Source organism: Acinetobacter sp. LipI_19, assembly GCF_058242925.1.
The window spans coordinates 1673801-1696780 of the sequence record NZ_JBZAYK010000001.1 but is presented as its reverse complement, the minus strand read 5'-3'; the positions used below and the strand labels follow the sequence as shown (position 1 = coordinate 1696780).

General features: G+C 36.9%; 23 protein-coding genes. 10 read left to right on the top strand and 13 right to left on the bottom strand.

The annotated features are described in order from the left end of the window. Nucleotides 1-237 precede the first annotated feature (237 nt). The 3 genes from mfd (at nt 238) to AC4CVF_RS08145 (ending at nt 5865) form a co-directional block, all read left to right on the top strand. Nucleotides 238-3699, top strand: a complete 3462-nt coding sequence (gene mfd / locus AC4CVF_RS08155) for a transcription-repair coupling factor (protein ID WP_336951475.1) — start codon at nt 238-240, stop codon at nt 3697-3699. Between the two features lie 229 nt (nt 3700-3928). Beyond that, nucleotides 3929-4363, top strand: coding sequence for an HIT domain-containing protein (locus tag AC4CVF_RS08150; protein ID WP_336951330.1), 435 nt, complete (start codon nt 3929-3931; stop codon nt 4361-4363). A 53-nt stretch (nt 4364-4416) separates the two neighbouring features. Further along, entirely contained in the window at nt 4417-5865 is a 1449-nt protein-coding gene (locus AC4CVF_RS08145; RefSeq protein WP_336951328.1) for an adenylate/guanylate cyclase domain-containing protein, read from the top strand. Nucleotides 5866-5966: 101 nt separating this feature from the next. Here AC4CVF_RS08145 and fdx read toward each other — a convergent pair whose 3' ends face one another. From fdx to AC4CVF_RS08105, 8 genes are all read right to left on the bottom strand, one after another. Next, the gene (gene fdx, locus AC4CVF_RS08140) at nt 5967-6305 is read right to left on the bottom strand and encodes an ISC system 2Fe-2S type ferredoxin (protein WP_336951326.1); all 339 of its coding nucleotides are present in this window, start codon (nt 6303-6305) and stop codon (nt 5967-5969) included. 15 nt (nt 6306-6320) lie between these two features. Next, nucleotides 6321-8180 carry a Fe-S protein assembly chaperone HscA gene (gene hscA / locus AC4CVF_RS08135; protein WP_419327508.1) on the bottom strand — a complete coding sequence of 620 codons (1860 nt, stop codon included), beginning with the start codon at nt 8178-8180 and terminating at the stop codon, nt 6321-6323. Nucleotides 8181-8245: 65 nt separating this feature from the next. Further along, the gene (gene hscB, locus AC4CVF_RS08130) at nt 8246-8761 is read right to left on the bottom strand and encodes a Fe-S protein assembly co-chaperone HscB (protein ID WP_336951322.1); all 516 of its coding nucleotides are present in this window, start codon (nt 8759-8761) and stop codon (nt 8246-8248) included. Nucleotides 8762-8861: 100 nt separating this feature from the next. Continuing rightward, nucleotides 8862-9182 carry an iron-sulfur cluster assembly protein IscA gene (iscA, locus tag AC4CVF_RS08125; RefSeq protein ID WP_034610390.1) on the bottom strand — a complete coding sequence of 107 codons (321 nt, stop codon included), beginning with the start codon at nt 9180-9182 and terminating at the stop codon, nt 8862-8864. 45 nt (nt 9183-9227) lie between these two features. After that, nucleotides 9228-9614: a Fe-S cluster assembly scaffold IscU gene (iscU, locus tag AC4CVF_RS08120; protein ID WP_004720629.1), complete on the bottom strand. Its 387-nt coding sequence runs from the start codon at nt 9612-9614 to the stop codon at nt 9228-9230. Between the two features lie 110 nt (nt 9615-9724). After that, nucleotides 9725-10942: an IscS subfamily cysteine desulfurase gene (locus tag AC4CVF_RS08115; protein WP_336951319.1), complete on the bottom strand. Its 1218-nt coding sequence runs from the start codon at nt 10940-10942 to the stop codon at nt 9725-9727. A gap of 1 nt (nt 10943) precedes the next feature. Beyond that, on the bottom strand, nt 10944-11417 hold the full coding sequence (locus AC4CVF_RS08110) for an Rrf2 family transcriptional regulator (protein WP_336951317.1): 474 nt from the start codon (nt 11415-11417) through the stop codon (nt 10944-10946). A gap of 150 nt (nt 11418-11567) precedes the next feature. Then, complete coding sequence (locus tag AC4CVF_RS08105; protein ID WP_336951315.1) at nt 11568-12221, bottom strand: hypothetical protein; 654 nt, start codon at nt 12219-12221, stop codon at nt 11568-11570. Between the two features lie 267 nt (nt 12222-12488). Between AC4CVF_RS08105 and AC4CVF_RS08100 the strand changes: the two genes are divergently transcribed. The 3 genes from AC4CVF_RS08100 (at nt 12489) to AC4CVF_RS08090 (ending at nt 15411) form a co-directional block, all read left to right on the top strand. After that, entirely contained in the window at nt 12489-12974 is a 486-nt protein-coding gene (locus AC4CVF_RS08100; RefSeq protein ID WP_419327510.1) for a phasin family protein, read from the top strand. A gap of 160 nt (nt 12975-13134) precedes the next feature. Further along, a complete protein-coding gene (locus tag AC4CVF_RS08095; protein ID WP_004720620.1) occupies nt 13135-13407 on the top strand; it encodes an HU family DNA-binding protein in 273 nt (90 codons plus the stop codon). A 129-nt stretch (nt 13408-13536) separates the two neighbouring features. Further along, nucleotides 13537-15411, top strand: a complete 1875-nt coding sequence (locus AC4CVF_RS08090) for a SurA N-terminal domain-containing protein (RefSeq protein ID WP_490789191.1) — start codon at nt 13537-13539, stop codon at nt 15409-15411. A 116-nt stretch (nt 15412-15527) separates the two neighbouring features. Here the strand turns inward: AC4CVF_RS08090 and AC4CVF_RS08085 are convergent, their stop codons facing one another. Continuing rightward, a complete protein-coding gene (locus tag AC4CVF_RS08085) occupies nt 15528-16448 on the bottom strand; it encodes a cupin domain-containing protein (protein WP_490789190.1) in 921 nt (306 codons plus the stop codon). Nucleotides 16449-16639: 191 nt separating this feature from the next. Between AC4CVF_RS08085 and AC4CVF_RS08080 the strand changes: the two genes are divergently transcribed. From AC4CVF_RS08080 to AC4CVF_RS08070, 3 genes are all read left to right on the top strand, one after another. Beyond that, entirely contained in the window at nt 16640-17857 is a 1218-nt protein-coding gene (locus AC4CVF_RS08080; RefSeq protein WP_336951307.1) for an alkane 1-monooxygenase, read from the top strand. 250 nt (nt 17858-18107) lie between these two features. Next, nucleotides 18108-18587 (top strand): winged helix-turn-helix transcriptional regulator, encoded by a 480-nt coding sequence (locus AC4CVF_RS08075; RefSeq protein WP_336951305.1) that lies wholly within the window; start codon nt 18108-18110, stop codon nt 18585-18587. Between the two features lie 420 nt (nt 18588-19007). Further along, on the top strand, nt 19008-20306 hold the full coding sequence (locus AC4CVF_RS08070; protein ID WP_490774016.1) for a hypothetical protein: 1299 nt from the start codon (nt 19008-19010) through the stop codon (nt 20304-20306). 75 nt (nt 20307-20381) lie between these two features. Here AC4CVF_RS08070 and AC4CVF_RS08065 read toward each other — a convergent pair whose 3' ends face one another. From AC4CVF_RS08065 to tusD, 4 genes are all read right to left on the bottom strand, one after another. Then, a complete protein-coding gene (locus tag AC4CVF_RS08065) occupies nt 20382-20693 on the bottom strand; it encodes a TusE/DsrC/DsvC family sulfur relay protein (protein ID WP_419820453.1) in 312 nt (103 codons plus the stop codon). A 101-nt stretch (nt 20694-20794) separates the two neighbouring features. Continuing rightward, on the bottom strand, nt 20795-21079 hold the full coding sequence (locus AC4CVF_RS08060) for a DsrH/TusB family sulfur metabolism protein (protein ID WP_490789189.1): 285 nt from the start codon (nt 21077-21079) through the stop codon (nt 20795-20797). Between the two features lie 20 nt (nt 21080-21099). After that, nucleotides 21100-21450 (bottom strand): hypothetical protein, encoded by a 351-nt coding sequence (locus tag AC4CVF_RS08055; protein WP_336951300.1) that lies wholly within the window; start codon nt 21448-21450, stop codon nt 21100-21102. Between the two features lie 43 nt (nt 21451-21493). Next, a complete protein-coding gene (tusD, locus tag AC4CVF_RS08050) occupies nt 21494-21862 on the bottom strand; it encodes a sulfurtransferase complex subunit TusD (protein WP_004720599.1) in 369 nt (122 codons plus the stop codon). A 69-nt stretch (nt 21863-21931) separates the two neighbouring features. On the opposite strand from tusD, the gene AC4CVF_RS08045 reads away from it, so the two are divergent. Beyond that, nucleotides 21932-22936: an SDR family NAD(P)-dependent oxidoreductase gene (locus tag AC4CVF_RS08045; RefSeq protein WP_490789188.1), complete on the top strand. Its 1005-nt coding sequence runs from the start codon at nt 21932-21934 to the stop codon at nt 22934-22936. The last annotated feature ends 44 nt before the right edge of the window (nt 22937-22980 follow it).

The following is a 22980-nucleotide window of genomic DNA, read 5'->3' as shown; positions in this document are numbered from 1 at the left end:
TGTGATGTTGCTTAGATTTTTAATTGTTATTAAATGGTTATTCGCAACTCATTTGGCAAGAGCTTCCACGGGTTCGTGATCCTGCTAGTTTGTCTTATAGTAAGCGTGGATTATGTTCTGATGGGAAAAATACTGTAGTTGAGTCATTACTTAGACAAATAGAATAAATAAAATCACTCAACTGAATAAAGTCATCATGTTAAACTATTGCTCATGTCTTTTAGACCCTATGCGATTATGTTTAAACAAGAAATCTCTGACCTCAATTTAAAACAACTGAAAGCAGGCGAAAAACGCTGGATCGGCACAATGCTCGGTTCATCTGCTGCCTTATTGTTTAAGGAGATTGCAGAGAAATCGGATCAGCTCTTTGTTTTGGTTGCGAAAAATAATCAGCACTTAGGGCAGTTGGAAAGTGAATTAGAATTCTATGGGGTAAAACCAACAATATTTCCAGATTGGGAGATATTGCCATACGATCGTTTATCTCCACACCAAGATATTGTCTCTGAAAGACTGTCGATACTTTCCAATATGCCACAAAAAGGTATTTTATTGGTATCAGCAACCACTTTGGCACAACGTGTTGCCCCTACATCATGGGTATTGGGTGAGCATTTTGATATCCGTGTTGGTCAGAAATTTGCTTTAGAACAACAAAAATTAAAATTAGTTCAAGCGGGTTATCATTTGGTTGATACTGTTTATGACCATGGTGAGTTTGCGGTACGTGGTAGTATTATGGATATTTATGCCTCTGGGCAGAATGCACCCATTCGTATTGACTTATTTGATGATGAAATAGACAGTTTAAAATTTTTTGATCCTGAAACGCAAAGAACAACGACAAAGTTAGAACGTTTTACTGTACTTCCTGCAAAAGAATTTCCGTTGAAAGAAGCGCGTTCAACATTTCGTGATCGCTATGCCGAAAGTTTTCCAACAGCAAATCCTAAAAAAAATCCAATTTATCAAGATGTGTTAGAAGGTATTGCTTCTCCGGGATTAGATTTCTACTTCCCATTATTCTTCTCAAAGCAAGCCATGCAAACACAAAGTTGTTTGGTTTCGTACTTCCCAAGTAATTCTATTGTCATTACAGATAAGCACATTGATGAAGGATTGTTGAGTTTTTGGACAGATGTAATTCGTCGTTACGAAGACCGACGCCATAATGCTGATCAGCCGTTATTACCACCTGAAGAAATTTTTATACAACCGAATCAACTATTCGAATATTTAAATCAATTTTCAAGAATTATTGCCTCAACAGAAGCCATTGAATTAAAAGCAGGTTGTATCAATTTGTCGGTTGAATTACCGCCAAGATTGCCTGTAGACCCTAAACAAGAGCAGCCATTTAAAGCCGTTAAACAGTACGTGGATGAGGCCAATCATCCAGTGTTGTTGGTGGCTGAAAGTGCTGGACGTCGTGAAACATTAAAAGATGCTTTACGTGCAAGTTTAGGTGAAATTCCAGTTGTCGAAAGTTTTGCTGTATTTCAACAATCTAATTTCTCTGTGGCGATCACCAATGCACCTTTGGATCGTGGGTTGGTCATCAGCAATGATCTATCGGTTATTTCTGAAAACCAACTATATGAACACCGTGTAGTACAGCGCCGTAGAAAACGTCAACAAGAGGTTTCAGAAGAGTTTCTTATTCGAAGTCTGACGGAACTTAATATTGGTGCGCCAGTGGTGCATATTGATCATGGTGTTGGGCGTTATGCAGGTTTAGTTACCTTAAATATTGATGAACAAGACTATGAGTTTCTGCAATTAAACTATGCAGATGATGCAAAAGTGTATGTTCCTGTGACCAATTTACACCTGATTAGCCGTTTTAGTGGAGGTGATCCTGATTTAGCGCCTTTACATAAATTGGGTACAGATGCATGGAATAAAGCAAAACGTAAAGCACTTGAACAGATTCATGATGTGGCAGCTGAATTGTTGCATATCCAAGCACGTCGTCAGTCTAAACCTGGGATTAGTTTCGAGTTGGATCAAAGTGCATATATGCAATTTTCCAGTGGTTTTGCTTATGAGGAAACACTGGATCAGGCCAATGCCATCGAAGCGACCTTATATGATATGCAACAAGCCAAACCAATGGATCGACTGGTTTGTGGTGATGTTGGCTTTGGTAAAACGGAAGTGGCGATGCGGGCGGCATTTGTTGCTGTTCAAAATAATAGGCAAGTGGCTGTCTTGGTACCTACCACCTTATTGGCGCAACAACATTTTGAATCATTTAAAGATCGCTTTGCCGATTGGCCAATTCGTATAGAGGTACTTTCTCGTTTTGGAACTAATAAAAGTCATACCAAAATCATTGATGACTTAATCGATGGTAAAGTCGATATTGTTATCGGTACGCATAAAATTCTTCAGGAAAATGTGCAGTTTAAAAACTTAGGTTTAATGATTGTTGATGAAGAACATCGTTTTGGGGTACGTGATAAAGAGCGTATTAAAGCCATGCGCGCAGATGTTGATATGTTAACGTTAACTGCAACACCAATTCCTCGTACATTGAATATGGCTTTTGGTGGGATGCGTGATCTCTCGATTATTGCTACACCACCAGCACGTCGTTTAGCCGTTAAAACTTTTGTCAATGAACAAACCAATGAAACCATGAAAGAGGCAATTCTAAGGGAATTGTTACGTGGTGGGCAGGTTTATATATTGCACAATGAAGTGGATACCATAGAGCGTGCTGCGGAAAATATTCGTCAACTTGTACCAGAGGCTCGTGTCGCTGTTGCACATGGTCAAATGCGTGAACGTGAACTTGAGCAAATCATGCAACAGTTCTATCACAAAGAATTTAACGTGCTGGTCTGTTCAACGATTATTGAAACGGGGATTGATGTTCCTAATGCCAATACGATTATTATTGAACGTGCAGACAAACTTGGCCTAGCTCAATTACATCAATTGCGTGGTCGTGTTGGACGTTCACATCATCAAGCCTATGCATATTTGATGGTGCCATCGATTAAAGGCCTTAAAGGTGATGCAGAAAAACGTTTAGATGCCATTCAGAGAGCTTCAAATCTTGGCGCTGGCTTTATGCTGGCTACGGAAGACTTGGAGATTCGTGGTGCTGGTGAGCTACTCGGTGAACAACAAAGTGGTTCAATGAATGCAATTGGTTATAGCTTATATATGGAAATGTTGGCCAAAGCGACCAAAGCAATTCAACAGGGTAAGACCCCTAATTTTGATACACCACTTTCACTCACTTCAGAAATTACACTACATATGCCTGCTTTGATCCCAGATGAATATTTGGGAGATGTACATCAGCGTCTTATGTTCTATAAACGTATTAGTAATACCGATACTCAAGATAAACTTGACAATATACGTATGGAGTTGATTGACCGGTTTGGTGTACCGCCATTGCCAGTAAAACAGCTGTTTAGTGTCCATCAAATTCGGATTAAGGCTGAGGCGTTGGAAATTACTAAAATTGATATAGGAGCTAACGGTGGAGTGATCGAATTTTCACCTGATACTCCGGTGCAAGCGATCAGTATTATTCAACTCATGCAAAAGCATCCAACTTGGTTTCGTATGGACGGTGGGCAACGCTTAAAAGTGATGGTGATGCTTGAAGAGAATGACAAAAGAATTCAGTTTATTCAGGATTTGTTAAACAATTTACTGACAGAATTAAAGCGTTAATTTATCTGGAATTTGAGCTTAAATAATGCTCAGTATGAGATTGAAAGTGCTTATGAATTTTTTCTGGTAAATCACTTGAAAAAATTCTGTGATTCTTTAAAGTGTAATTGTGATCAGGTTCAAAACAAACTGTGTTTATTTGTACCAAAACACAAGATAACCAATATTCACACGAAAACCGATGTGTTAGTATTAGCCATCCTTTTAATTTTGCGTCATTTATAAAGATATGTTTAGTTTGCATCCACAACTTGCTCAAGATACTTTTTTTGTAGGCGATTTTCCGCTTTCAACATGTCGTTTAATGAATGATATGCAATTTCCGTGGCTAATTCTTATTCCACGTGTTCCTGGTATCACTGAGTTATATGAACTAAGTCAAGCTGACCAAGAGCAGTTTTTACGAGAATCTAGCTGGTTATCTAGCCAGTTGTCTCGTGTTTTTCGTGCAGATAAAATGAATGTCGCAGCACTTGGAAATATGGTGCCACAATTACATTTTCATCATGTAGTTCGTTATCAGAATGATGTAGCTTGGCCTAAGCCTGTATTTGGTCTGCAAGCAGTTCCTTATAGCAATGAAGTGTTAGCACATATGCGTCAAACGTTAATGTTGGCGTTACGTGGCCAAGGTGATATGCCATTCGATTGGCGTATGGATTAAGTGTAAACAGCACAAGGAAGTGTTTAATAAAATGACATTCGAGGTAAAATATTTTGCCATTTGAACGTATGTTAGATAAAGAACCAAAGCAATTTGAAATATTCCAGCGATTTATGGGGTACTTAATCATTGCTTTGTTGGTTATGGTTTATTATTTCACTTCCCCAATTGCAAGTTATCAATTTTACGTGCCTTTTTTCATTGGCTTTATTTTTATTATCAGTCCTAAGTTATCACGCTGGCTGGAATATTCATATGGTTCTAAAATTCGAAAAAATGTCTATTTTTTAATTGATATCATTGTTGTTTCTACAGCATTGGCTGCTGTTCATTTAAGTCTGGTGGTGACTTTTGTATTGTTATTTGCCCTGATTTATACTGCGATTAATAATAAAATTTCTTTTATGATGGGCTCTCTGGCAATTTTAATTGCCTTTGTTGTGTTTTATACCAATATTATTTTTATCTTTGGTTTTTATGATTATTTTCAGCAAACTAGCCCTGAACTATCCGTTCTTTCTTTTATTAGTATCATCTTGTTTGTAAATATTGGAAATTATTATCAAAATCGTCGTATCAAAAGTGTAGAAACAAAGAAAAACACCTATTTTAATGAAATGAATCGCTATATTGAGTTGTCAAATCAACTCAGTCGTTATGCGCCATTACAGCTTTGGCAAGCGATTATGCGCGGCGATACTGAAGCAAAAATTGAATATAAACGTAAAAAAATTACAGTTTTCTTTTCTGATATTCAAGGATTTACTGAGCTATCAGAAACTTTGATTCCAGATGATTTGGCCTTTGTATTAAATGATTATTTAAGTCATATGACTGAAATTGCCAAGCAATATGGTGCAACCATTGATAAGTTTATGGGGGATGCAATCCTGATTTTCTTTGGCGATCCTGATTCACAAGGGGTAGAGCAGGATGCGAAAAACTGTATTGATATGGCAATTGCAATGCGTCAGCAGATGAAATTTCTTCGTGAACGTTGGGTGAAAATGGGCTATGCAGCTTTACATATTCGAATGGGGGTAAGTACAGGTTATTGTCACGTCGGAAACTATGGTGCTGTACATCGCATGGCCTATACCATTGTTGGTCGAGATGCTAATTTAGCAGCGCGTTTGCAATATGCTGCGGATATAGATGAAATTTTGGTTTCAGACGAAACCTATAAGCTGATTAAAAATGATTATCTTTGTGCACCAAAAACTCCGATTGAGCTGAAAGGGATTCAAGGTAAGGTGCGCACTTGGCAAGTGATGGAAAAATACTCTGCAACCAAGAATGAAAATCAGCAATGGTTTGATTATGAGTATAAAGGCTTCCACCTAGTGCTGAATTTAGAAGAAGTACAAAACTTTGAATATCCTGAGCTGGTTGAAGTATTAGAAAAAATGGTAGAACGGATTAAGGTTCAGCAAAAACTTACCAACTCTCAAGGCGTTGCAAAGCTTAATATTGAAGATGAAGTGAACTCAAATTATTTGTAAAATTATTAAATATTAAATGAAATGCCTAGGCCATTAAAAATTGCTTAGACATAAAAAACCACTCATAAAGAGTGGTTTTTTATGTCTATATGAAAAGCAACTTAGTGGTTTTCAGAAGCATGGTTAATCGTATACTTTGGAATTTCAACTTCCATATCTTCATCAGTAATTTTAACTTGGCAAGACAGACGCGAATCGGGTTCTAAGCCCCAAGCGCGATCGAGTAAATCGGCTTCAATATCATCCATTTCTTCAAGCTCATCAAAGCCTTTGCGTACGATTACATGGCAAGTGGTACATGCTTTAGACATGTCACAGGCATGTTCGATTTTAATACCATTATCAAGCAGGCTTTGACATAGATTGGCATTTGGTTTAACTTCAAACTCAGCACCGTTTGGACAAATCGTTGCATGAGGTAGTACTTTAATACGTGGCATAGTCGTTACCTTAAATTAGTTTGAGTTAGACCAATCATCAAGTTTGGTGCCTTTGAGTGCATGATCAATGTGTTGATTCATACGTTCTGCTGCAAAGGCATCGCTATAAGTTTTTAACTGTTCAACAGCATGTTCAATTAATTTGATATCGTTCGTTTCAAGCTCAGTTTTTAAGGCTTCAGCCGCTTGAGTGAGCGCAGTCAGTTGTTCAGTGCTGAGAAGTTTAGAATCCACCTTTAACGCTTGTGTTAAAGCTTCAAGTTCACGTTGAGCTTCAACTTTGGTTTCATTGAGATGGCGAAGATTTTTATCTTCTTCAGCAAATTTATAACCGTCTAAAAGTAAACGTTCAGTATCTGTCTCAGATAAACCATAAGAAGGTTTAATGTCGATTTGAGCATTGACCCCTGATGTGGTTTCTTTGGCCGAAACAGTAAGTAAACCATCAGCATCGACTTGAAAAGTAACTTCAATACGTGCCTGACCCGCAGTCATTGGTGGAATACCATGCAATACAAAACGGCCTAAGCTTCGGCAATGTTCAACTAAGTCACGTTCACCTTGCAAGACATGGATTAACATCGCAGTTTGACCATCTTGATATGTGGTGAATTCTTGACGACGTGCAACAGGAATTGCTGTATTACGTGAAATTAAACGTTCAATCAAACCACCCATGGTTTCTAAACCTAATGACAGCGGAGTAACATCTAAAAGTAATGAGCCATCTTTAGAGTTCCCAATGAGCTGATTTGCAGTGATGGCAGCGCCAATCGCTACAACTTCATCAGGATTAATAGTACAAAGTGGCTCTTGCTTAAATACTTCACGCACGACTTTCTGTACAGCATAAGAGCGGGTTGATCCACCAACAAGAACTACATTTTGAATATCATCGAGTTCAAGTTTTGCATCACGCATGACACGTTTACATACATTGATCGTTTTATCTAATGCCACTTGAATGATTTCTTCAAATGTTGTGCGATCTAAAGTGAGGTGATGTGTCAGAACTTTAATATCAACCGATGTTGCATCACTTAATGCTTCTTTGGCTTTGCGTGCAGAAACAATAAAGTGCGCATATTCTGCATCATCTAAAACTTCAATATTGAGTTGTTTTTTTGCCCACTTAACAATAAGACGATCTAAGTCATCGCCGCCCAGTGCTGTATGACCGCCTGTGGCTAAAACTTCAAACACACCTTGAGAAAAGCGTAAAATAGATACATCAAATGTACCGCCACCTAAATCATAAATGACATAGTTACGATCTGTTGTTAGGTTACTCTCTTGATCCAAGCCATATGCAACAGCCGCAGCTGTTGGTTCATTGAGTAGGCGTAATATATTTAAACCAGCAAGCTCAGCTGCATCTCGTGTAGCTTGACGTTGTGCTTCATCAAAGTATGCAGGAACAGTAATAACAGCCCCATTTACAGGGTTGCTTAAGCTTTGTTCAGCGCGGTCTTTAAGTTGTTTTAAAATTTCTGCGGAGATTTCTACTGGTGTTTTACGCCCCTGAGCTGTTTCAAAAGCTGGCATTTCATTTTCAGCACCAACAAGTGTGTATGGATGTTGAAATTTAACATCCGCTTTGGAACGGCCCATAAAGCGCTTAACAGAAACAATGGTATTTTTAGGGTCAGCAGTGATGAATGGTTTTGCTGCATCGCCGTATTCGGTTGAATTTTTAGAATAATGTACAATAGAAGGAAGTAACACACGACCTTGCTCATCGTTCAGCACTTTGGCTTTGCCTGATAATACCGTAGCAACTAGAGAATGGGTTGTCCCTAAGTCGATACCAATTGCAATACGGTGTTCGTGTGGCGCACTTGATTGTCCTGGTTCAGCAATTTGCAAGAGTGCCATTTGTCACATCCTTAAAATAAATACTAAAAACAAATTCGGTTAAAACATATATTCAAAGCTAAAATTTAGAAATCATCATCTAAATTAAAATCTTCATCATCTAAAAGCTGATCTTCAGCTTTATCGATATCATTCATGACTTTTTGAAAAAAGCGTAACTTTCGCACAGTGTCACGCGCTTCAGCCCAATCTTCATCCTCAAAATCAATTTTGAATTCACGAACTAAGCCATCAATCCATTGTCGCACTTCTTTTTTTAAAGAATGCAACTGTTCGGTATTAGTTGCTTCATCAAGCTGCTCACGAATTTCTAAAGCAGACTGAAGGAACTCAAAATCACTAATCGATTGATCTAAGTGGTGATCTTGCTTTTTGAGTGAAAGTAGATAAGCAGCACGACTGTCTACATTGGACAAAGTTTTATATGCCTGATTAATTTCACTTGATTTAATCAAAGCTTTGTCTTTATTTTCAGCTTTATCTGGATGATATTGCTGTTGTAGTTTTAAGAAATTAGCTTTTAATATCGCTAAATCAATATCGAGTGCTTCTGGGAGATCGAACAACTCAAAATGACTCATGGGGGATACTCATCCACGATGTTTTACAGGAAAACGGTGTAATTAAATGTGATTAAAACAGTGCAAGACACTGTTTTAACATGAGAAAAAGCAGGGCGGATTATACAGTGAAAGATTCACCACAGCCACATTCACCTTTTTTATTTGGGTTGTTAAACTCGAAGCCTTCATTTAGACCATTTTTAACATAGTCCATTTCCATACCATCGAGATAAACCAAACTTTTTGGATCTACAAAAACTTTTACACCAAACTGTTCAAACATTTGATCATGCGTATCGATATCATCAACAAACTCAAGTACATAAGCTAAGCCAGAACAGCCTGAAGTTTTCACACCAAGACGAATACCTTCACCCTTACCGCGATTCTTTAAGTAATTGCTGATATGAGTTGCAGCATTTTCAGTTAGATTGATCATGAAAACTCCGTTAAAAAATCATCTGCTAAATTTGACGAACAGATACTAGGCTTTAGTTTTCTTGCTACGGTAATCTTCAACAGCAGCTTTAATTGCGTCTTCTGCAAGCACAGAACAGTGTACTTTTACAGGAGGAAGTGCAAGTTCAGTTGCGATATCGATGTTCTTAATCGCCTGTGCTTCGTCAAGCGTTTTACCTTTTAACCATTCAGTTACGAGTGAACTAGACGCAATTGCTGAGCCACAGCCATAAGTTTTAAAGCGAGCTTCTTCAATTACACCACTGTCATTCACTTGGATTTGTAAACGCATTACATCACCACATGCAGGTGCACCCACCATGCCTGTACCAACATTTTCTGCATTTTTATCCAAAACACCTACATTACGAGGATTTTCGTAATGATCTATTACTTTTTCGCTATAAGCCATGTTGCTTCTCCAAACCTCGGGGTCAGCGTTGATAATATGTATTTCTACAATCTAATTTGGTGGCATTTTACTGATTTTCAATAAAATGCCGCGTTTTGATTTCAAGGAACTTAATGTTCAGCCCATTCAACTGAACTTAAGTCGATCCCTTCTTTGTACATATCCCAAAGCGGAGAAAGCTCACGCAATTTCTCAACAGCAGCTTTAGTAATCTTAATTACATGATCAATGTCTTCTTCAGTCGTATAGTGACCAAAGCTAAAACGAATTGAACTATGTGCTAACTCGTCAGAAAGGCCGAGGGCACGAAGTACGTAAGAAGGTTCAAGTGTTGCGGATGTACATGCTGAACCAGAAGATACAGCAGCATCTTTTAACGCCATCATCAATGATTCACCTTCAACAAAGTTGAAACTAACATTTAAGTAGTTTGCAACATTGTATACAGGGTGGCCATTTAAGAAGACTTGTTCTAAATCCTGTAAACCGTTCCAAAGTTTGTCACGCAGTACACGTAAACGTGTTTGTTCAGCTTGTAAAGATTTTCCAGCAAGTTCAAATGCTTCACCCATACCGACGATTTGATGGGTTGCAAGTGTGCCTGAGCGCATACCTCGTTCATGGCCACCACCATGAATTTGTGCTTTGATACGAACACGTGGGCTACGGCGTACAAATAAAGCACCAATACCTTTAGGTCCATAAACCTTATGACCTGAGAAGCTCATCAAATCAACTTTCATGGTAGAAAGATCGATTTCAACTTTACCCGCAGCTTGTGCTGCATCTACATGGAAATAAGTTTTATTGGCACGTGTTAACTCACCAATTGCAGCAACATCTGTCACAGTACCAATTTCATTGTTCACCATCATCAATGAAACAAGTAGCGTATCTGGACGAAGTTCAGCTTGAACCATTTCTGGTGTAATTAAACCGGTTTTAGGTTCAGGTTCAAGATAAGTAATCTCAAAACCTTCTTCTTCTAATTCACGACAAGTATCTAAAATTGCTTTATGTTCAATTTTACTTGTGATGATGTGTTTGCGTTTAGAACCATAAAACTGAGCAACACCTTTAAGGGCAAGGTTATCAGATTCAGTAGCACCTGAAGTCCATACAATTTCGCGTGGATCAGCTTTTACTAAATTTGCGACTTGTTCACGTGCATATTCAACTTTTTCTTCAGCTTGCCATCCATAAGCATGTGAGCGAGAAGCAGGATTACCGAATGTACCATCAAAGGTTAAACACTCCATCATGCGTTCTGCTACTTGAGGATCAACAGGCGTAGTTGCTGCATAGTCAAGATAAATCGGACGTTTCATGTCAAATACCTGTAACCGATAAAAGGGCTGAATCAAGAGGTGCTGAATTTTGACGGACCGCAACGGTTTGTACATTGTCACGAGCGACTAAATCCGCAAGGGTGATTTTAGCTAAATAATCGGCAATATGGAGAGAGAGTTCTTGCCATAAATCGTGAGTTAAACACATTGCACCATTTTGGCAATTGCCTTTGTGGTCACAACGTGTCGCATCGACAGTTTCATTTACAGCTTCAATAATTTCTAAGACAGTAATTTCTTCAGCATGGCGCGCTAAGTGATAACCGCCATTTGCTCCACGAACACTTGAAACTAAGCCGTGACGCTTAAGCTTAGCGAACAATTGTTCAAGATAAGCGACAGATATCGTTTGGCGGTTTGCAATTTCTGCAAGCGTAATCGTTTGTTCAGGTGGCTGCAGTGCTAAGTCAAGTAGTGCAGTCACTGCATAGCGACCGCGAGTAGTTAGGCGCATGATTCGATACACATGTTTTAGACTAGATGTATGAATTTTATGAATCCTGACTAAAATAGTCAAGTATTTTTAATTTTAATTCTGACTAATTTAGTCAGAATTTATTACTTGAACAAAAAATGCGGCTAAATTTCAATTTTTGTTCAAGTTTTATGAAAATATTTGCCAAAGATTATACACGACTAATGCTATAAATAGAAAGCCCAATACGCCTAAAGCCGTATATAAACGTTGTTGGTTGAGCTGCAAGCGTTTAACACGATTTTGATATTGTTTTACTTCAACTTGAAGTGTATTGATCTTAGAACGTTGCTGATCAATCTTTTCAAGCAAAGGAGCAATGCGTTTTTTTGATGCTTTTGTCTGGCTATCATCATCTGGATTGGTTAGCCATTGCTTCCAGTCTGAAAGCAATTTAGGTGCAGTTAAGTGTACAACGAGATCACGAAACTGTTCCTTGAGGAGGTTATCGCCATCCAGGCGCATTTTTTTCATGCTACGACGATTAGCAAAGACAAATATTTGGATGAAATCGATAAGTGTACTACTCACAGAAAGGTCAATGGCTTTTTCTGGAGGCTGTAAATCAAAAAGAATACCACGATCTGTAAATTGAACATAAAAGTCAAAATAAGGAATATAGCTATTCATTTTAATTGTAATCTGCTGTTCGACGAATTTTTTTGCCTGTAAGCGAACAACACGATCATGCTTTAATACAAAAGAATAAATGGTTTCCAATATAATCATGACAATGTTTAGCAACAAACGAGAATGACCTTGCTTTTGTTGCGATTCATTCATAAAAAATTCCTATAGCAAAAACAGAGAGTCCGATCTCTAAAAAATAAAACAATCTCATCCATGACATGAAACACAATATTTCAACAATGATATAAAAATTATCTTAATAAGCATTGTCGAATTGCCAAGTGTTCCTTAACATTAAAAACAATTACTTTGCTTTGTAGAACAGTTTAGCAAAAGGTTCAATAGTTTTATTTGATAATATAGCAATATTTTCTACCTAATTTGGTCATATGGGTCATTACACGCTGGAGTTTGGGGTAAATGGAGCAAGATATGAAAAAGAGTAACAAGGAACAACCTGATCTTTACCAAGATCAAAATGAATTTAATGAATCTCAAATAAAGCCTAGAAATCATAAAAAGTCAGCATTAGATTTCAGAAAATATACAAAACAAATCTGGTTGGCTGGATTGGGAGCGTTCTCAAGAGCGGAAGAAGAGGGCAACAAACTATTCGATTCCTTAGTCAAAGTGGGGGAGGAGCTGGAGTCCAAGACAGTTGAAGTCACTGATCAAACAGTCAATAAAGTAACTGAAAAAACCAAAGAATCTGTTGCAGAAACCAAAGATAAGGTTGAAAAGCTTTTAGATCAGAGTGTAAATCATTCATTAAATAGAATCGGTTTGGTAACTGCGAAAGATCTTCAGCATTTGGAAAGTTTGATACTGGAACTCCACAATAAGGTTGATGCGCTAGCAGAAGATAACCAAAACTTACGTGAACAATTGCTAAAAAAAATGAAATAATTACCTTTAATCCAAAAAAATCGTAAATTTTAGTCGTAATTTTTGTGAAAAGCGGGTTTGGAGTCTTGCGTTTCCCCCCAAAGCATTGCTATAAAGTCGTCATGGCCTTTGATCTACAGCCTTGGAACTTAAACAAACGATATAAGAGGACGTAATCTTCATGAATAAATCAGAATTAATCGATGCGATTGCAGAAAAAGGGGGATTGTCAAAATCCGATGCTGGTAAAGCATTAGATGCGACTATTGCTTCAATTGGTGAAGCGCTTAAAAAAGGCGATACAGTGACTTTAGTCGGCTTTGGCACATTCAGTGTTAAAGACCGTGCTGCTCGTACTGGCCGTAACCCTAAAACTGGTGAAGAGCTTCAGATTAAAGCAAGCAAAGTACCTAGCTTTAAAGCTGGTAAAGGCTTAAAAGACTCAGTAGCTTAATCTGAGCTTATTGAAAGCGCGCCTTCGTGGCGCGTTTTTTATGAAATATATTAAATTATCAGTGATTGCTCGTTCATTCATTTCACAATTTCAGTTAGAATCCTTACGAAATATAATATTGGAATACTCATGGAATCGTTTCGCACTCTCATAAGGGGCTGGTTTGGTAAAGTTCTCCTTGTGTTATTTTTAGCGCCATTTGCTGTGGTTGGTATTGAAGGCTATTTCAGCGGTGGGCAAAAAGCAGACGTAGCTAAAACTGTTAATGGTCAAGATATTTCTAAAAAAGAGTTAGAAACGGTTACAAAAGGCTATACAGATCAATTATTGGCAAATCCTGCTGTTCATGGGGATGAATCATTATTGAATAAAGAATTTATTGCAAATAAAGCACTTGATTATCTGATTAGTCAAAGTCTTTTAAGACAGCAAGCTGATAAATTGGGTGTGACTTTGAGCGATGCTCAAATTGAACAGAAAATTGCGCAAATTCCTGCCTTTCAGGAAAATGGTAAGTTTTCCAATACATTGTATGCAAACTATTTACGTTCACAGGGTTTAACAAGCCAAGCATTTATCCAAAATATTCGCCAAGATTTTGCTTTAAGCATTCTAAGTTCTACAATTTCAGATAATGCATTGATTAGTAAATTAGATATCCAACAAATTGCCAATCTGCAATCTGAACAACGTGAATTATTTTTATCAAGCGTTAAACTTGATGACTATAAAACCAACGTTAATGTGACCAATCAGGAAATTACTGATTATTACAACAAGCATCAAAATAAGTTCAAACAAGTTGCTTCAGTGGATGTGGATTATGTGGTGTTAAGCCCTGCGGCATTGACACAGCCAAATGTTGCAGTGACTGATGCTGAATTACAACAGGCATATTCACAGTTTACAGAAAAATATAAGCAAGGTTTGAAACGAGATGTTAAACATATCCTGATTACAACTGATTCTCGTACGCCTGAGCAAGCTGCGACACTTGCAAATGAAGTGTATGCAAAAATTCAGGCAGGTATGTCATTTGCTCAAGCTGCTGCGCAATATTCAGAAGATCCTGATTCTAAGGCGAAAGGTGGTGCACTTGCTGCCTATGCGCCAGGTGCCTTTGGTGATGATTTTGATAAAGCTGTGAATTCAACAAGCAATGGTCAAGTCTCTAAGCCTGTTAAAACTCAATTCGGTTATCACTTGATTGAAGTGAATACACCCGTAGATTCAGTACCATCGTTTGATTCAAAAAAAGCTGAATTGACTGCTGAGGTTTTAAAGAATAAATCTGCTAACTATTTCTCTGATACTGTAAATAGTTTAAATGAGCAAGTGGTTAACAGTGATGCATTGGATGTAGTTTCACAAGCAGTTAAGACAGTTCAAATTCAATCTGCGAATAATGTGAATTTAACGACAACCAATCCAGTTCTTGCTGATCCTGCTGTTAAATCTAAATTATTTAATGAAGATGTGAAAAGCGGAAATACGACGGCTTCAAGTAACATCCAAACTGCCAACGGCGATGTGGTATGGGTTAAAGTTCGTAAGTATCACCCAGCAGGTATACAACCTCTAGCGCAAGCAACTGCACGTGTAAAAGCACAATTGATTGAACAAAAAGCGTTCGATGCTGCCCATGCAAAATTAAATGCCATGATTGCGGATTTCAAAAAATTACCAGCTCAAGAAGTTACTGCGAAATACCAATCTAATTTTGTCCATGCGGGAACATTTACGCGTTCACAAGGCCTTAAGCGTGAGATCGAGCGTGTTGCCTTTAGCCAGCCAGTACCTAAAGCAGGCATGTGGTCTGTCAGCACTGCCAAGCTACCAAATGAGTTAGTTGTTGTAGCTGTAGCGAATGTGAAAAAAGTAGACACTGCTCAGATGGATCCAGCTGAAATTCAACAACTTACGCAAATGTATCAGAAGTTCCGTGGTGAACAATTATTAGATGATTATTCGCGTTATTTAAAATCACAAGCAAAAATTAAATAATTGATCTTCTTGGATAAAAAAAGCGCCTCGGCGCTTTTTTTATGTGAAATTAAATATAAAATTAGTACAGGAGCTATATCAGTCAGATCTGATTAGCGTATGTCTTTAATCTTTTTTTAGATCTGATTGCGATATTGGCTTGGGCTAAGTTCAAATTGTTTCTTAAACGCCTGGCTAAATGCAGTTTCAGATGAATATCCCACTTGGTGGGCAATCTGTTGAATAGGCAGTTGTCCTTGTTTGATCAACTGACTGGCAAGACGTAAGCGATGCTGTTGCAAATAAGCTAAAGGTGTTTCACCAATAATTTGATTAAATAAGCTGGCAAATTTAGAACGTGACATACAACAAGTTTCAGCTAAGCTTTCTACGGTCCAACTCTGTTCTGGGCGACTGTGGATGGCTGCTAGTGCATTTGAAAGTTCTGGATGTACGAGGGCATTTAACCAGTTATTGTGATCTTGCATTTGCTCAATATAGTCACGCACACACTCAATCATCAAAATACTGACGACATGATCCATAATTTTATTTTTTCCCGCTATAGTTCTACGCGTTTCAGCAGAAACAAAATATAATCCAATTTTAAGCCATTCAGGCGCCTCATCACTCAAGGCATTTTGAATATGCAAATATGGTGGGAGTGCATTGATCAATGGGCGAGCCATGATTGCATTCATATGGCAACGTACAGAGAGGATTAATGTCTTCTCAGAACTTCCTTGACCAAATTCAATTGCGTCTTGTCTTAATCCATCAAAGAGTGATTCTATATTTAGGCTTTCAACCAACTGCGTGTCTAAGTGATTTTTTACAGTATGTGCTAAACCTGCTGGAATTAAAAACATATCACCGGTTTGTAGTGCAACATTCATTTTGGGTGAAAATTCTAAATAAGCATTTCCATACAGAACAATATGCGCGATCACGGCATCTTGTTTTGGGCTCTGAAATGACCAATCACCTTGAGCTTGAAGGTAAATATATTCTGAATGGTTGAGATGAATATCATCAAAAATTTTACTTAAAGCATCCATAGATTCAGTTCAAATTTCCTGTTCTCAAATAATAAAAATGTTTCATGCTATTAAAACATGTGCGCAAAGGACAAACTCTATGTTGAAGATGCCAAAGACTTTTTCATAGGTTTTATGGACGCTTACAACTGTCTTTAAGTTGAATTTTACATAAATATATAACTAAGTAGAAAGATAGGGAAGATATAGCCATGAATGCACCAGTTCAACTGACAGAGCAGCAATTGCAAGAATTAAAACCAAAGTCAGGTTTGGCACTTGATAAAAAGCGTTATCTTTGGATGATTAGCCCATCACTTCCCGTGATTGGGTTAGGAATTTTAGCGGGATATCATGTTGCACCTAAGCCACTGAAAAAAGTTTTTGCATTGGGTGGGCCACTTGTACTGCATGTGATTATTCCAGCCATAGATTCATTGATTGGTAAGGATAAAAACAATCCGACCAGTGAAGATGTAAAATTACTTGAGCAAGATCCGTATTATTCACGTTTGGTCAAATCCTTTATTCCGATCCAATATGTCGCCAATGTTTATGCATGTTATTTGGTTGGACGTAAACAAACATCTCTTTTAGATAAGATTTTGCTTGGTGTCTCAATGGGTGCAATTAATGGTATTGCTATTAACACAGCACATGAGTTAAGCCATAAGCATGACCGTATGGATCATATTTTATCGCATTTAGCATTGGTTCCATCAGGTTATAACCATTTCCGTATCGAACATCCTTATGGACACCATAAACGCGCTGCTACACCTGAAGATCCAGCTTCATCGCAAATGGGTGAAACGCTTTATGAGTTTTTACCACGTACTGTCATTGGTTCATTTAAATCAGCGATTGAAATTGAAACCAATCGTCTTAAACGTAAGGGCCTTGGATTTTGGTCTAAAGATAATGAGTTATTGCAAGGCTGGACAATGACCGCAGCATTCCATTCATCTATGGTTGGGTTATTCGGTAAAGGTATTTTACCTTATTTGGTAACTCAATCAGCTTATAGTATTACGTTGTTTGAGATCATTAATTATATTGAGCATTATGGTTTGTTGCGCCAAAAAGATGAAAATGGCAAATATGAACGCACAATGCCTGAGCATAGTTGGAACAATAACAACATCGTAACGAATTTATTCTTGTATCAGTTACAACGTCATTCAGACCATCATGCCTTTCCGACACGCCCATTCCAAGCGTTACGTCACTTTGATGAAGCACCTGAATTGCCAAGCGGTTATGCAAGTATGCTGTTGCCAGCGATGATCCCGTCGTGGTGGTTTAAAATCATGGATAAGCGGGTATTTGATCATTACAAGGGTGATTTAAATAAGGCCAGTATTTATCCAAAACGCCGAGCAAACATTTTCAAAAAATTTGGGGTCGTGGACAAATTGTTGAATAAATAAAATTTAATTTTAAGATAAAAGCCCAGAATTGGGCTTTTATTGTTTTTGAGCATTAAAAAATATCCCAGCATTTTAAATGTTGACTAACGCTACTTTTAGTTGTGAGTCATCCTTGTTAAAGCATAAGCACTTGTAACTCAATTTCAATGAATGTAAAAAAAATCCCTGAAATACTATCTTTCTTTTTCTGTTTATTTCATAGTATTCATTAATGGTATTTTAAATTTACAAATGTAATTTGGAACTTCGTATGAAATGGGAAGAAATAGGCAATCAACCGTGTTCAATTGCGCGTACATTATCTGTATTGGGTGATCGATGGACCATGCTTATTTTACGTAATGCTTTTATGGGTTTACGTCGTTTTGATGATTTTCAAGAAAATTTAGGTGTGACAAGACATGTATTGTCTGAACGCCTAAAACGTTTGGTTGAGCATGAAATATTGGTTAAAGTGGCTTATGTAGATCGACAAGAGCGTTATGAATATCGCTTAACTGATAAGGGTTTAGATCTATATCCTATTTTATTAACCATGGTGGCATGGGCGGATAAATGGATGGATGAGGGGCTGGGTGCGCCTATGGTGTATCAACATAGCGTCTGTGGACATGAGTTTACTCCGATATTGGTATGTTCAGAATGTCAGCAGGCTGTGAATGCGAGACAGGTGAAGCCAATCGTTACGTCTGCGTTTTTCCAATACTTAGCGCAGAAAAAATTAGCTTGATTGCTATTCCTTAGATGATTTTTAATATTTATCATGAATTAATTTTAGATTAAGTTGTTGGTAAATATCATAAAAATCTAAAAGCAGGTGCACTCATTATCTTAAGTGTTTGTGAGAATGTTTAGATGAAGCGTTGCAAGTAATTTGAACTTTTAATTACTTATATTGTTTTTTGATTTTTGTTAACAAGATATAAAATATGTGATTGTTCAATTTAAAAAATATATAATTTAAATTAATAAGTAAAAGTATGAAAAACAGTAACTGTAATCTTAGTTTAGAAAATAAGGATTATTGCTTGATAAAGAATAGAGCGATTTTTTAAACAGATAATTTTGATCAAGTCATTCACTTTTATATACTTATTTAACTGATGCAAAATTTTAATAATTTATAAAATATTTAATATGGAGTAATCGAATGGGAATTGGTTCAAGCCCAACAGTCGGAAGTACTTGTGATACGTGCCTACAGAAGTTTACGATTCATTTTCGAAGATGTGAAGATAACATATATGATGGAAGTTATGGTTTTGATTGGTACAGACCTGAATACTTTAAAAAATTAACCAACTATAGACCGAATGCAGCAACAAAATTTGGAAACAAAGTTGCTTTAGTCAGCGGTTCGATACAATCATTAAAAGCGACATATACTCAAGACCAAATTACCAAAATTAGCCCATTTGGCACAGAATATATCCCTGCATGGTTAGCAATGTACCCAAGCTCACAGGAGGATAACAATAGTTCTAACCCTGTCAATCAAGGGGTTAGGCTTAATTTAGAGTTGAGACTATTAGATTCAGAAAATAATTTTTCATTAAAAAATGATGGAACAAAGATTAAGTTTGAAGTTTCAAATCCGAATATTATTATTGAACCAGCAGAGTTCAGTGTCGAAGATTTTATTTACGCCAAAAAAATGACGCGAGATTTAGGCGAAGATACTAAAAGAGAAGAAGAGATTTATTATTTAGCTTCAGAAATAGTGAATATTAAGTGCACAGGTGCTTTGCAAAAACATGAAGAAATCATTGTAACAGCAATAAAAGGAGAGACCCAAGAGAAAGTTGGGAAGCTAATGCTTTATCATAATGCTGTGATTCCTACTATATCAGTTATCTTTGTAGACGTTATAACTGATGGAAAAAAACCAAGCCGTTCACATGATTATGAAAATTTTTTAAAGCATAACTCATTTAACCAAGCTTTAATTAATGTAGAAATAAAAAATGCCCCAACATTTGATTTAAACAAATATCGTAGCAAAGACGATGATGTTAATATATCTTTGAATAAATTAAATATAAATGACACGGGTTATTTTTTAAGTGACTTAACTAAGTTTTATAAAAAATATCAAGATAAAAACTTAGCGACTAAAAATTATGTTTTCGTCACAACTGTAGAAATAAAGAATGCAGTTGGTGCTGGTGGTGACAGTGTTACTTTATTTAACTGTCCTCAAAATATATTTAATCAAGTCGTGGTACATGAATTAGGGCATCGTTTTGGATTAGATCATTTGTTTGAATCACAGAAAATTACAGCCAAAGGATCGAGCTTTCAATTTATACAGGGTACTACAGCTAATTTTTTAGATTATGATCATTCGGATGGCGTAAATTTAAAAAATAAAACTGCAGTCAATCCAAATCAAACACTAAAATATTTTTTCAAATACCAATGGGATTTACTTAGAAAAAAAGTGAAATAATCTATTTATCTAAGATATAAGCCCTGTCTACAGTGATTGGTTCTCAAGTGAACAAATCAATTTATATAAACTAAGTTATAAACAATTTGCAGGTTTCGGGATACCTGCCAAACGGCTTAAATGGCGGGCAACCAGTCCTGTATTAAACTTCTCTTGTAGAACAGCATTATCAATTGCTGGGTTGATCGTTTTCATTAAAAATTTAATCAGTGGACGAGTTGCAGGAGAGTGGCCAAACTGGGTATAAAATTGACGTACTGCATACAACACTTCAAAATGCCATGGGGTCAGTTGTAGATCTAAACTTTGTGCCAACTCTTGGGCAACCTGTTCATTCCAAATGGTATAATCTACTAAATGTCCATCTTGGTCTAACTCAAAGCTCATAAAACAACCTAAATAAAACAAACGAAACAATGCAACTTTTGATCAATAAAACATCAAAGATTGATTTTTAAAAAATCGAAGATAATTTACAACCTAGCCCACTATTTTAAACTGATACAACGCTTAAAGTCTAAAACCAACTGAGCAAATTGTGAGTAAGAAATTGATTTAAAATTTTCAGGAATGGATTCAGATAAAATCTCAGCATCATTTTCAAGAAGATAAAGATTCTGTTTGTTTGTTAAGCGCTGATCTGCTGCAAACAGTACCGCATCACCCATTAAAACAATGTGATCATGAGAACCATACAGTTGATCCAACTGATTCAATATATGGTCTGTATGTATAAAAGAAGATTGAATTAAATAAAGTGTTTTATCTGACATTTGAACTTTCCATCTACAGCTTACCAATACAACACATGATCAAAAGACTGAATAAATTCAGCATTCAGTTCTACAAATTTCAACTCTTGTTGTGATTGAGTAACAAAATTCGAGGATTTATTCATATTTTCTACTAAAACTGGTGTTAAATCATAGAATTCAAAGCTATCGACTAGATTCGAAGCAAGCTTAAATACGTGATTTAATTGGTCAAAAGCCATTTCTGATTTAAGTAGGCTTAATCCAGCGTCTTTAAGTAACACTTTGACTTTACAGCCAAAAGTTGCAAGCACCATGGTTGCTGACAAGCTTTCATGTATCTGCAATGTATTTAAATTTGCTTGAGTTATCACAACGAGCACAGTATTCACACAAATTACCTTTTAAATGCAACACGCTAATGGGATGATCAACTTAGAATTGAATGATACGATCTGTAGATTGAACAGCATCTGCAAGTTCGCCTAAACCCACAAGCTCAAAACCTTTTGCAAGATTATCGGCTGGAATTTGGTGACGTTTGGCATTCTCTTGATCTGTTATCCCCCGCGCTAATGCAGCACTCACACAGACAGGAAGTCGAATTGAGAGTTTTTGCCATTCTACAGATAAATTACGTTGATCGTCAGGAACCCATTGCAAGTTGTTCGCAACTTGTACACCATCTTGATAAAAGAAAACACGAAATTCTTGATCTTCAGCTTGCAGTGCCTGCGCTAAACCCAATGCATGCCATGCATGGATTGAAGTCGGTGCTGCGGTGATTAGTAATAAAGTACTCATTTGATGGCGATTCACTTGGAGAATGGACAGTTTGCAACATTCAAACTTGATAATGATAGGTAGTATACAATGATTTTAGTGACTGGTGGTTTAGGCTTTATAGGCTCGCATGTGGTTTTAAGTTTGCTAGCTCAAGGGCAAGCGGTCGTCATTGTGGATAATCTAGCCAATGCCAATCTGCAATGCTTAGAGCGCTTAGAATTTATTACAGGAATGTATATTCCCTTTGTCAAAATTGATATTCGTAATACTCCCGCTTTAAATAAAGTATTTGAACAATATTCAATAGATACCGTTGTCCATTGTGCCGGATTTAAATCCATTGAAGAGTCAAATTTAAAACCACTTGAATATTATAATGACAATCTCAGTTGTATTATGAGTTTATTACGCGCGATGCAGCGTACCGGTGTCAGAAATTTAGTACATCTTTCTAGCCTTATGGTTTATGCTCAATCGAGTTTAGAACTGAATGAACAAACCGTATTTAATTATGGTTATCCGAATCCTTATATAAAATCTCAGCAAATGATTGAAGAAATCATTAAAGACACATTTAAAACTGACGAAGAATGGAAAATTGCCATTTTAAGGGTTTCAAATGTTGTCGGTGCATTTGAGCATGGTGTCTTGGGGGAGTTTGTTGTACCACTTCCTAAAAATGTTGTCCCTTTGGCTCTACAAGTTGCGGCTCAGCAACGTGATCTGATTGAAGTACAACGTAATTCAGATACTCAGGATAAAACGACTGAGCGTAGCTTTGTACATGTTCTTGACCTATGTGAAGCAATTAGATCCACTATTCTTTGGCTACATGAGCAGGGCAATGTTTACCAAAGTTTTGATATTTCAGGTTCTGTCAGTTCGATACAGAACTTGATTCACTTGATCGAAGAGGTTACGTCAAGTCAAATCCATCAAATTGATGCAGTTTATAAATTAGATGAACTGGATCAGGTTGCATCTACCAGCAAAAAAGCATTCGAGGTTTTAAAATGGAAAGCTCAGCGCTCACTTAAACAAATGATCGAAGATGAATGGCGTTTTTATCAAAATACTTTAAATAATCGGTAAAAATCCAGAATAGATTATTTTTGTAAATAATTATCATTTACATG

Coding starts and splice junctions, on each gene's coding strand:
- iscA (WP_034610390.1), bottom strand. CDS start 9,182: ATGATCAATCTAACTGAAAATGCTGCAACTCATATCAGCAATTACTTA.
- AC4CVF_RS08110 (WP_336951317.1), bottom strand. CDS start 11,417: ATGCGCCTAACTACTCGCGGTCGCTATGCAGTGACTGCACTACTTGAC.
- AC4CVF_RS08095 (WP_004720620.1), top strand. CDS start 13,135: ATGAATAAATCAGAATTAATCGATGCGATTGCAGAAAAAGGGGGATTG.
- AC4CVF_RS08150 (WP_336951330.1), top strand. CDS start 3,929: ATGTTTAGTTTGCATCCACAACTTGCTCAAGATACTTTTTTTGTAGGC.
- fdx (WP_336951326.1), bottom strand. CDS start 6,305: ATGCCACGTATTAAAGTACTACCTCATGCAACGATTTGTCCAAACGGT.
- hscA (WP_419327508.1), bottom strand. CDS start 8,180: ATGGCACTCTTGCAAATTGCTGAACCAGGACAATCAAGTGCGCCACAC.
- AC4CVF_RS08070 (WP_490774016.1), top strand. CDS start 19,008: ATGGGAATTGGTTCAAGCCCAACAGTCGGAAGTACTTGTGATACGTGC.
- AC4CVF_RS08045 (WP_490789188.1), top strand. CDS start 21,932: ATGATTTTAGTGACTGGTGGTTTAGGCTTTATAGGCTCGCATGTGGTT.
- iscU (WP_004720629.1), bottom strand. CDS start 9,614: ATGGCTTATAGCGAAAAAGTAATAGATCATTACGAAAATCCTCGTAAT.
- AC4CVF_RS08115 (WP_336951319.1), bottom strand. CDS start 10,942: ATGAAACGTCCGATTTATCTTGACTATGCAGCAACTACGCCTGTTGAT.
- AC4CVF_RS08090 (WP_490789191.1), top strand. CDS start 13,537: ATGGAATCGTTTCGCACTCTCATAAGGGGCTGGTTTGGTAAAGTTCTC.
- mfd (WP_336951475.1), top strand. CDS start 238: ATGTTTAAACAAGAAATCTCTGACCTCAATTTAAAACAACTGAAAGCA.
- AC4CVF_RS08075 (WP_336951305.1), top strand. CDS start 18,108: ATGAAATGGGAAGAAATAGGCAATCAACCGTGTTCAATTGCGCGTACA.
- AC4CVF_RS08080 (WP_336951307.1), top strand. CDS start 16,640: ATGAATGCACCAGTTCAACTGACAGAGCAGCAATTGCAAGAATTAAAA.
- AC4CVF_RS08085 (WP_490789190.1), bottom strand. CDS start 16,448: ATGGATGCTTTAAGTAAAATTTTTGATGATATTCATCTCAACCATTCA.
- AC4CVF_RS08065 (WP_419820453.1), bottom strand. CDS start 20,693: ATGAGCTTTGAGTTAGACCAAGATGGACATTTAGTAGATTATACCATT.
- tusD (WP_004720599.1), bottom strand. CDS start 21,862: ATGAGTACTTTATTACTAATCACCGCAGCACCGACTTCAATCCATGCA.
- hscB (WP_336951322.1), bottom strand. CDS start 8,761: ATGAGTCATTTTGAGTTGTTCGATCTCCCAGAAGCACTCGATATTGAT.
- AC4CVF_RS08100 (WP_419327510.1), top strand. CDS start 12,489: ATGGAGCAAGATATGAAAAAGAGTAACAAGGAACAACCTGATCTTTAC.
- AC4CVF_RS08060 (WP_490789189.1), bottom strand. CDS start 21,079: ATGTCAGATAAAACACTTTATTTAATTCAATCTTCTTTTATACATACA.
- AC4CVF_RS08105 (WP_336951315.1), bottom strand. CDS start 12,221: ATGAATGAATCGCAACAAAAGCAAGGTCATTCTCGTTTGTTGCTAAAC.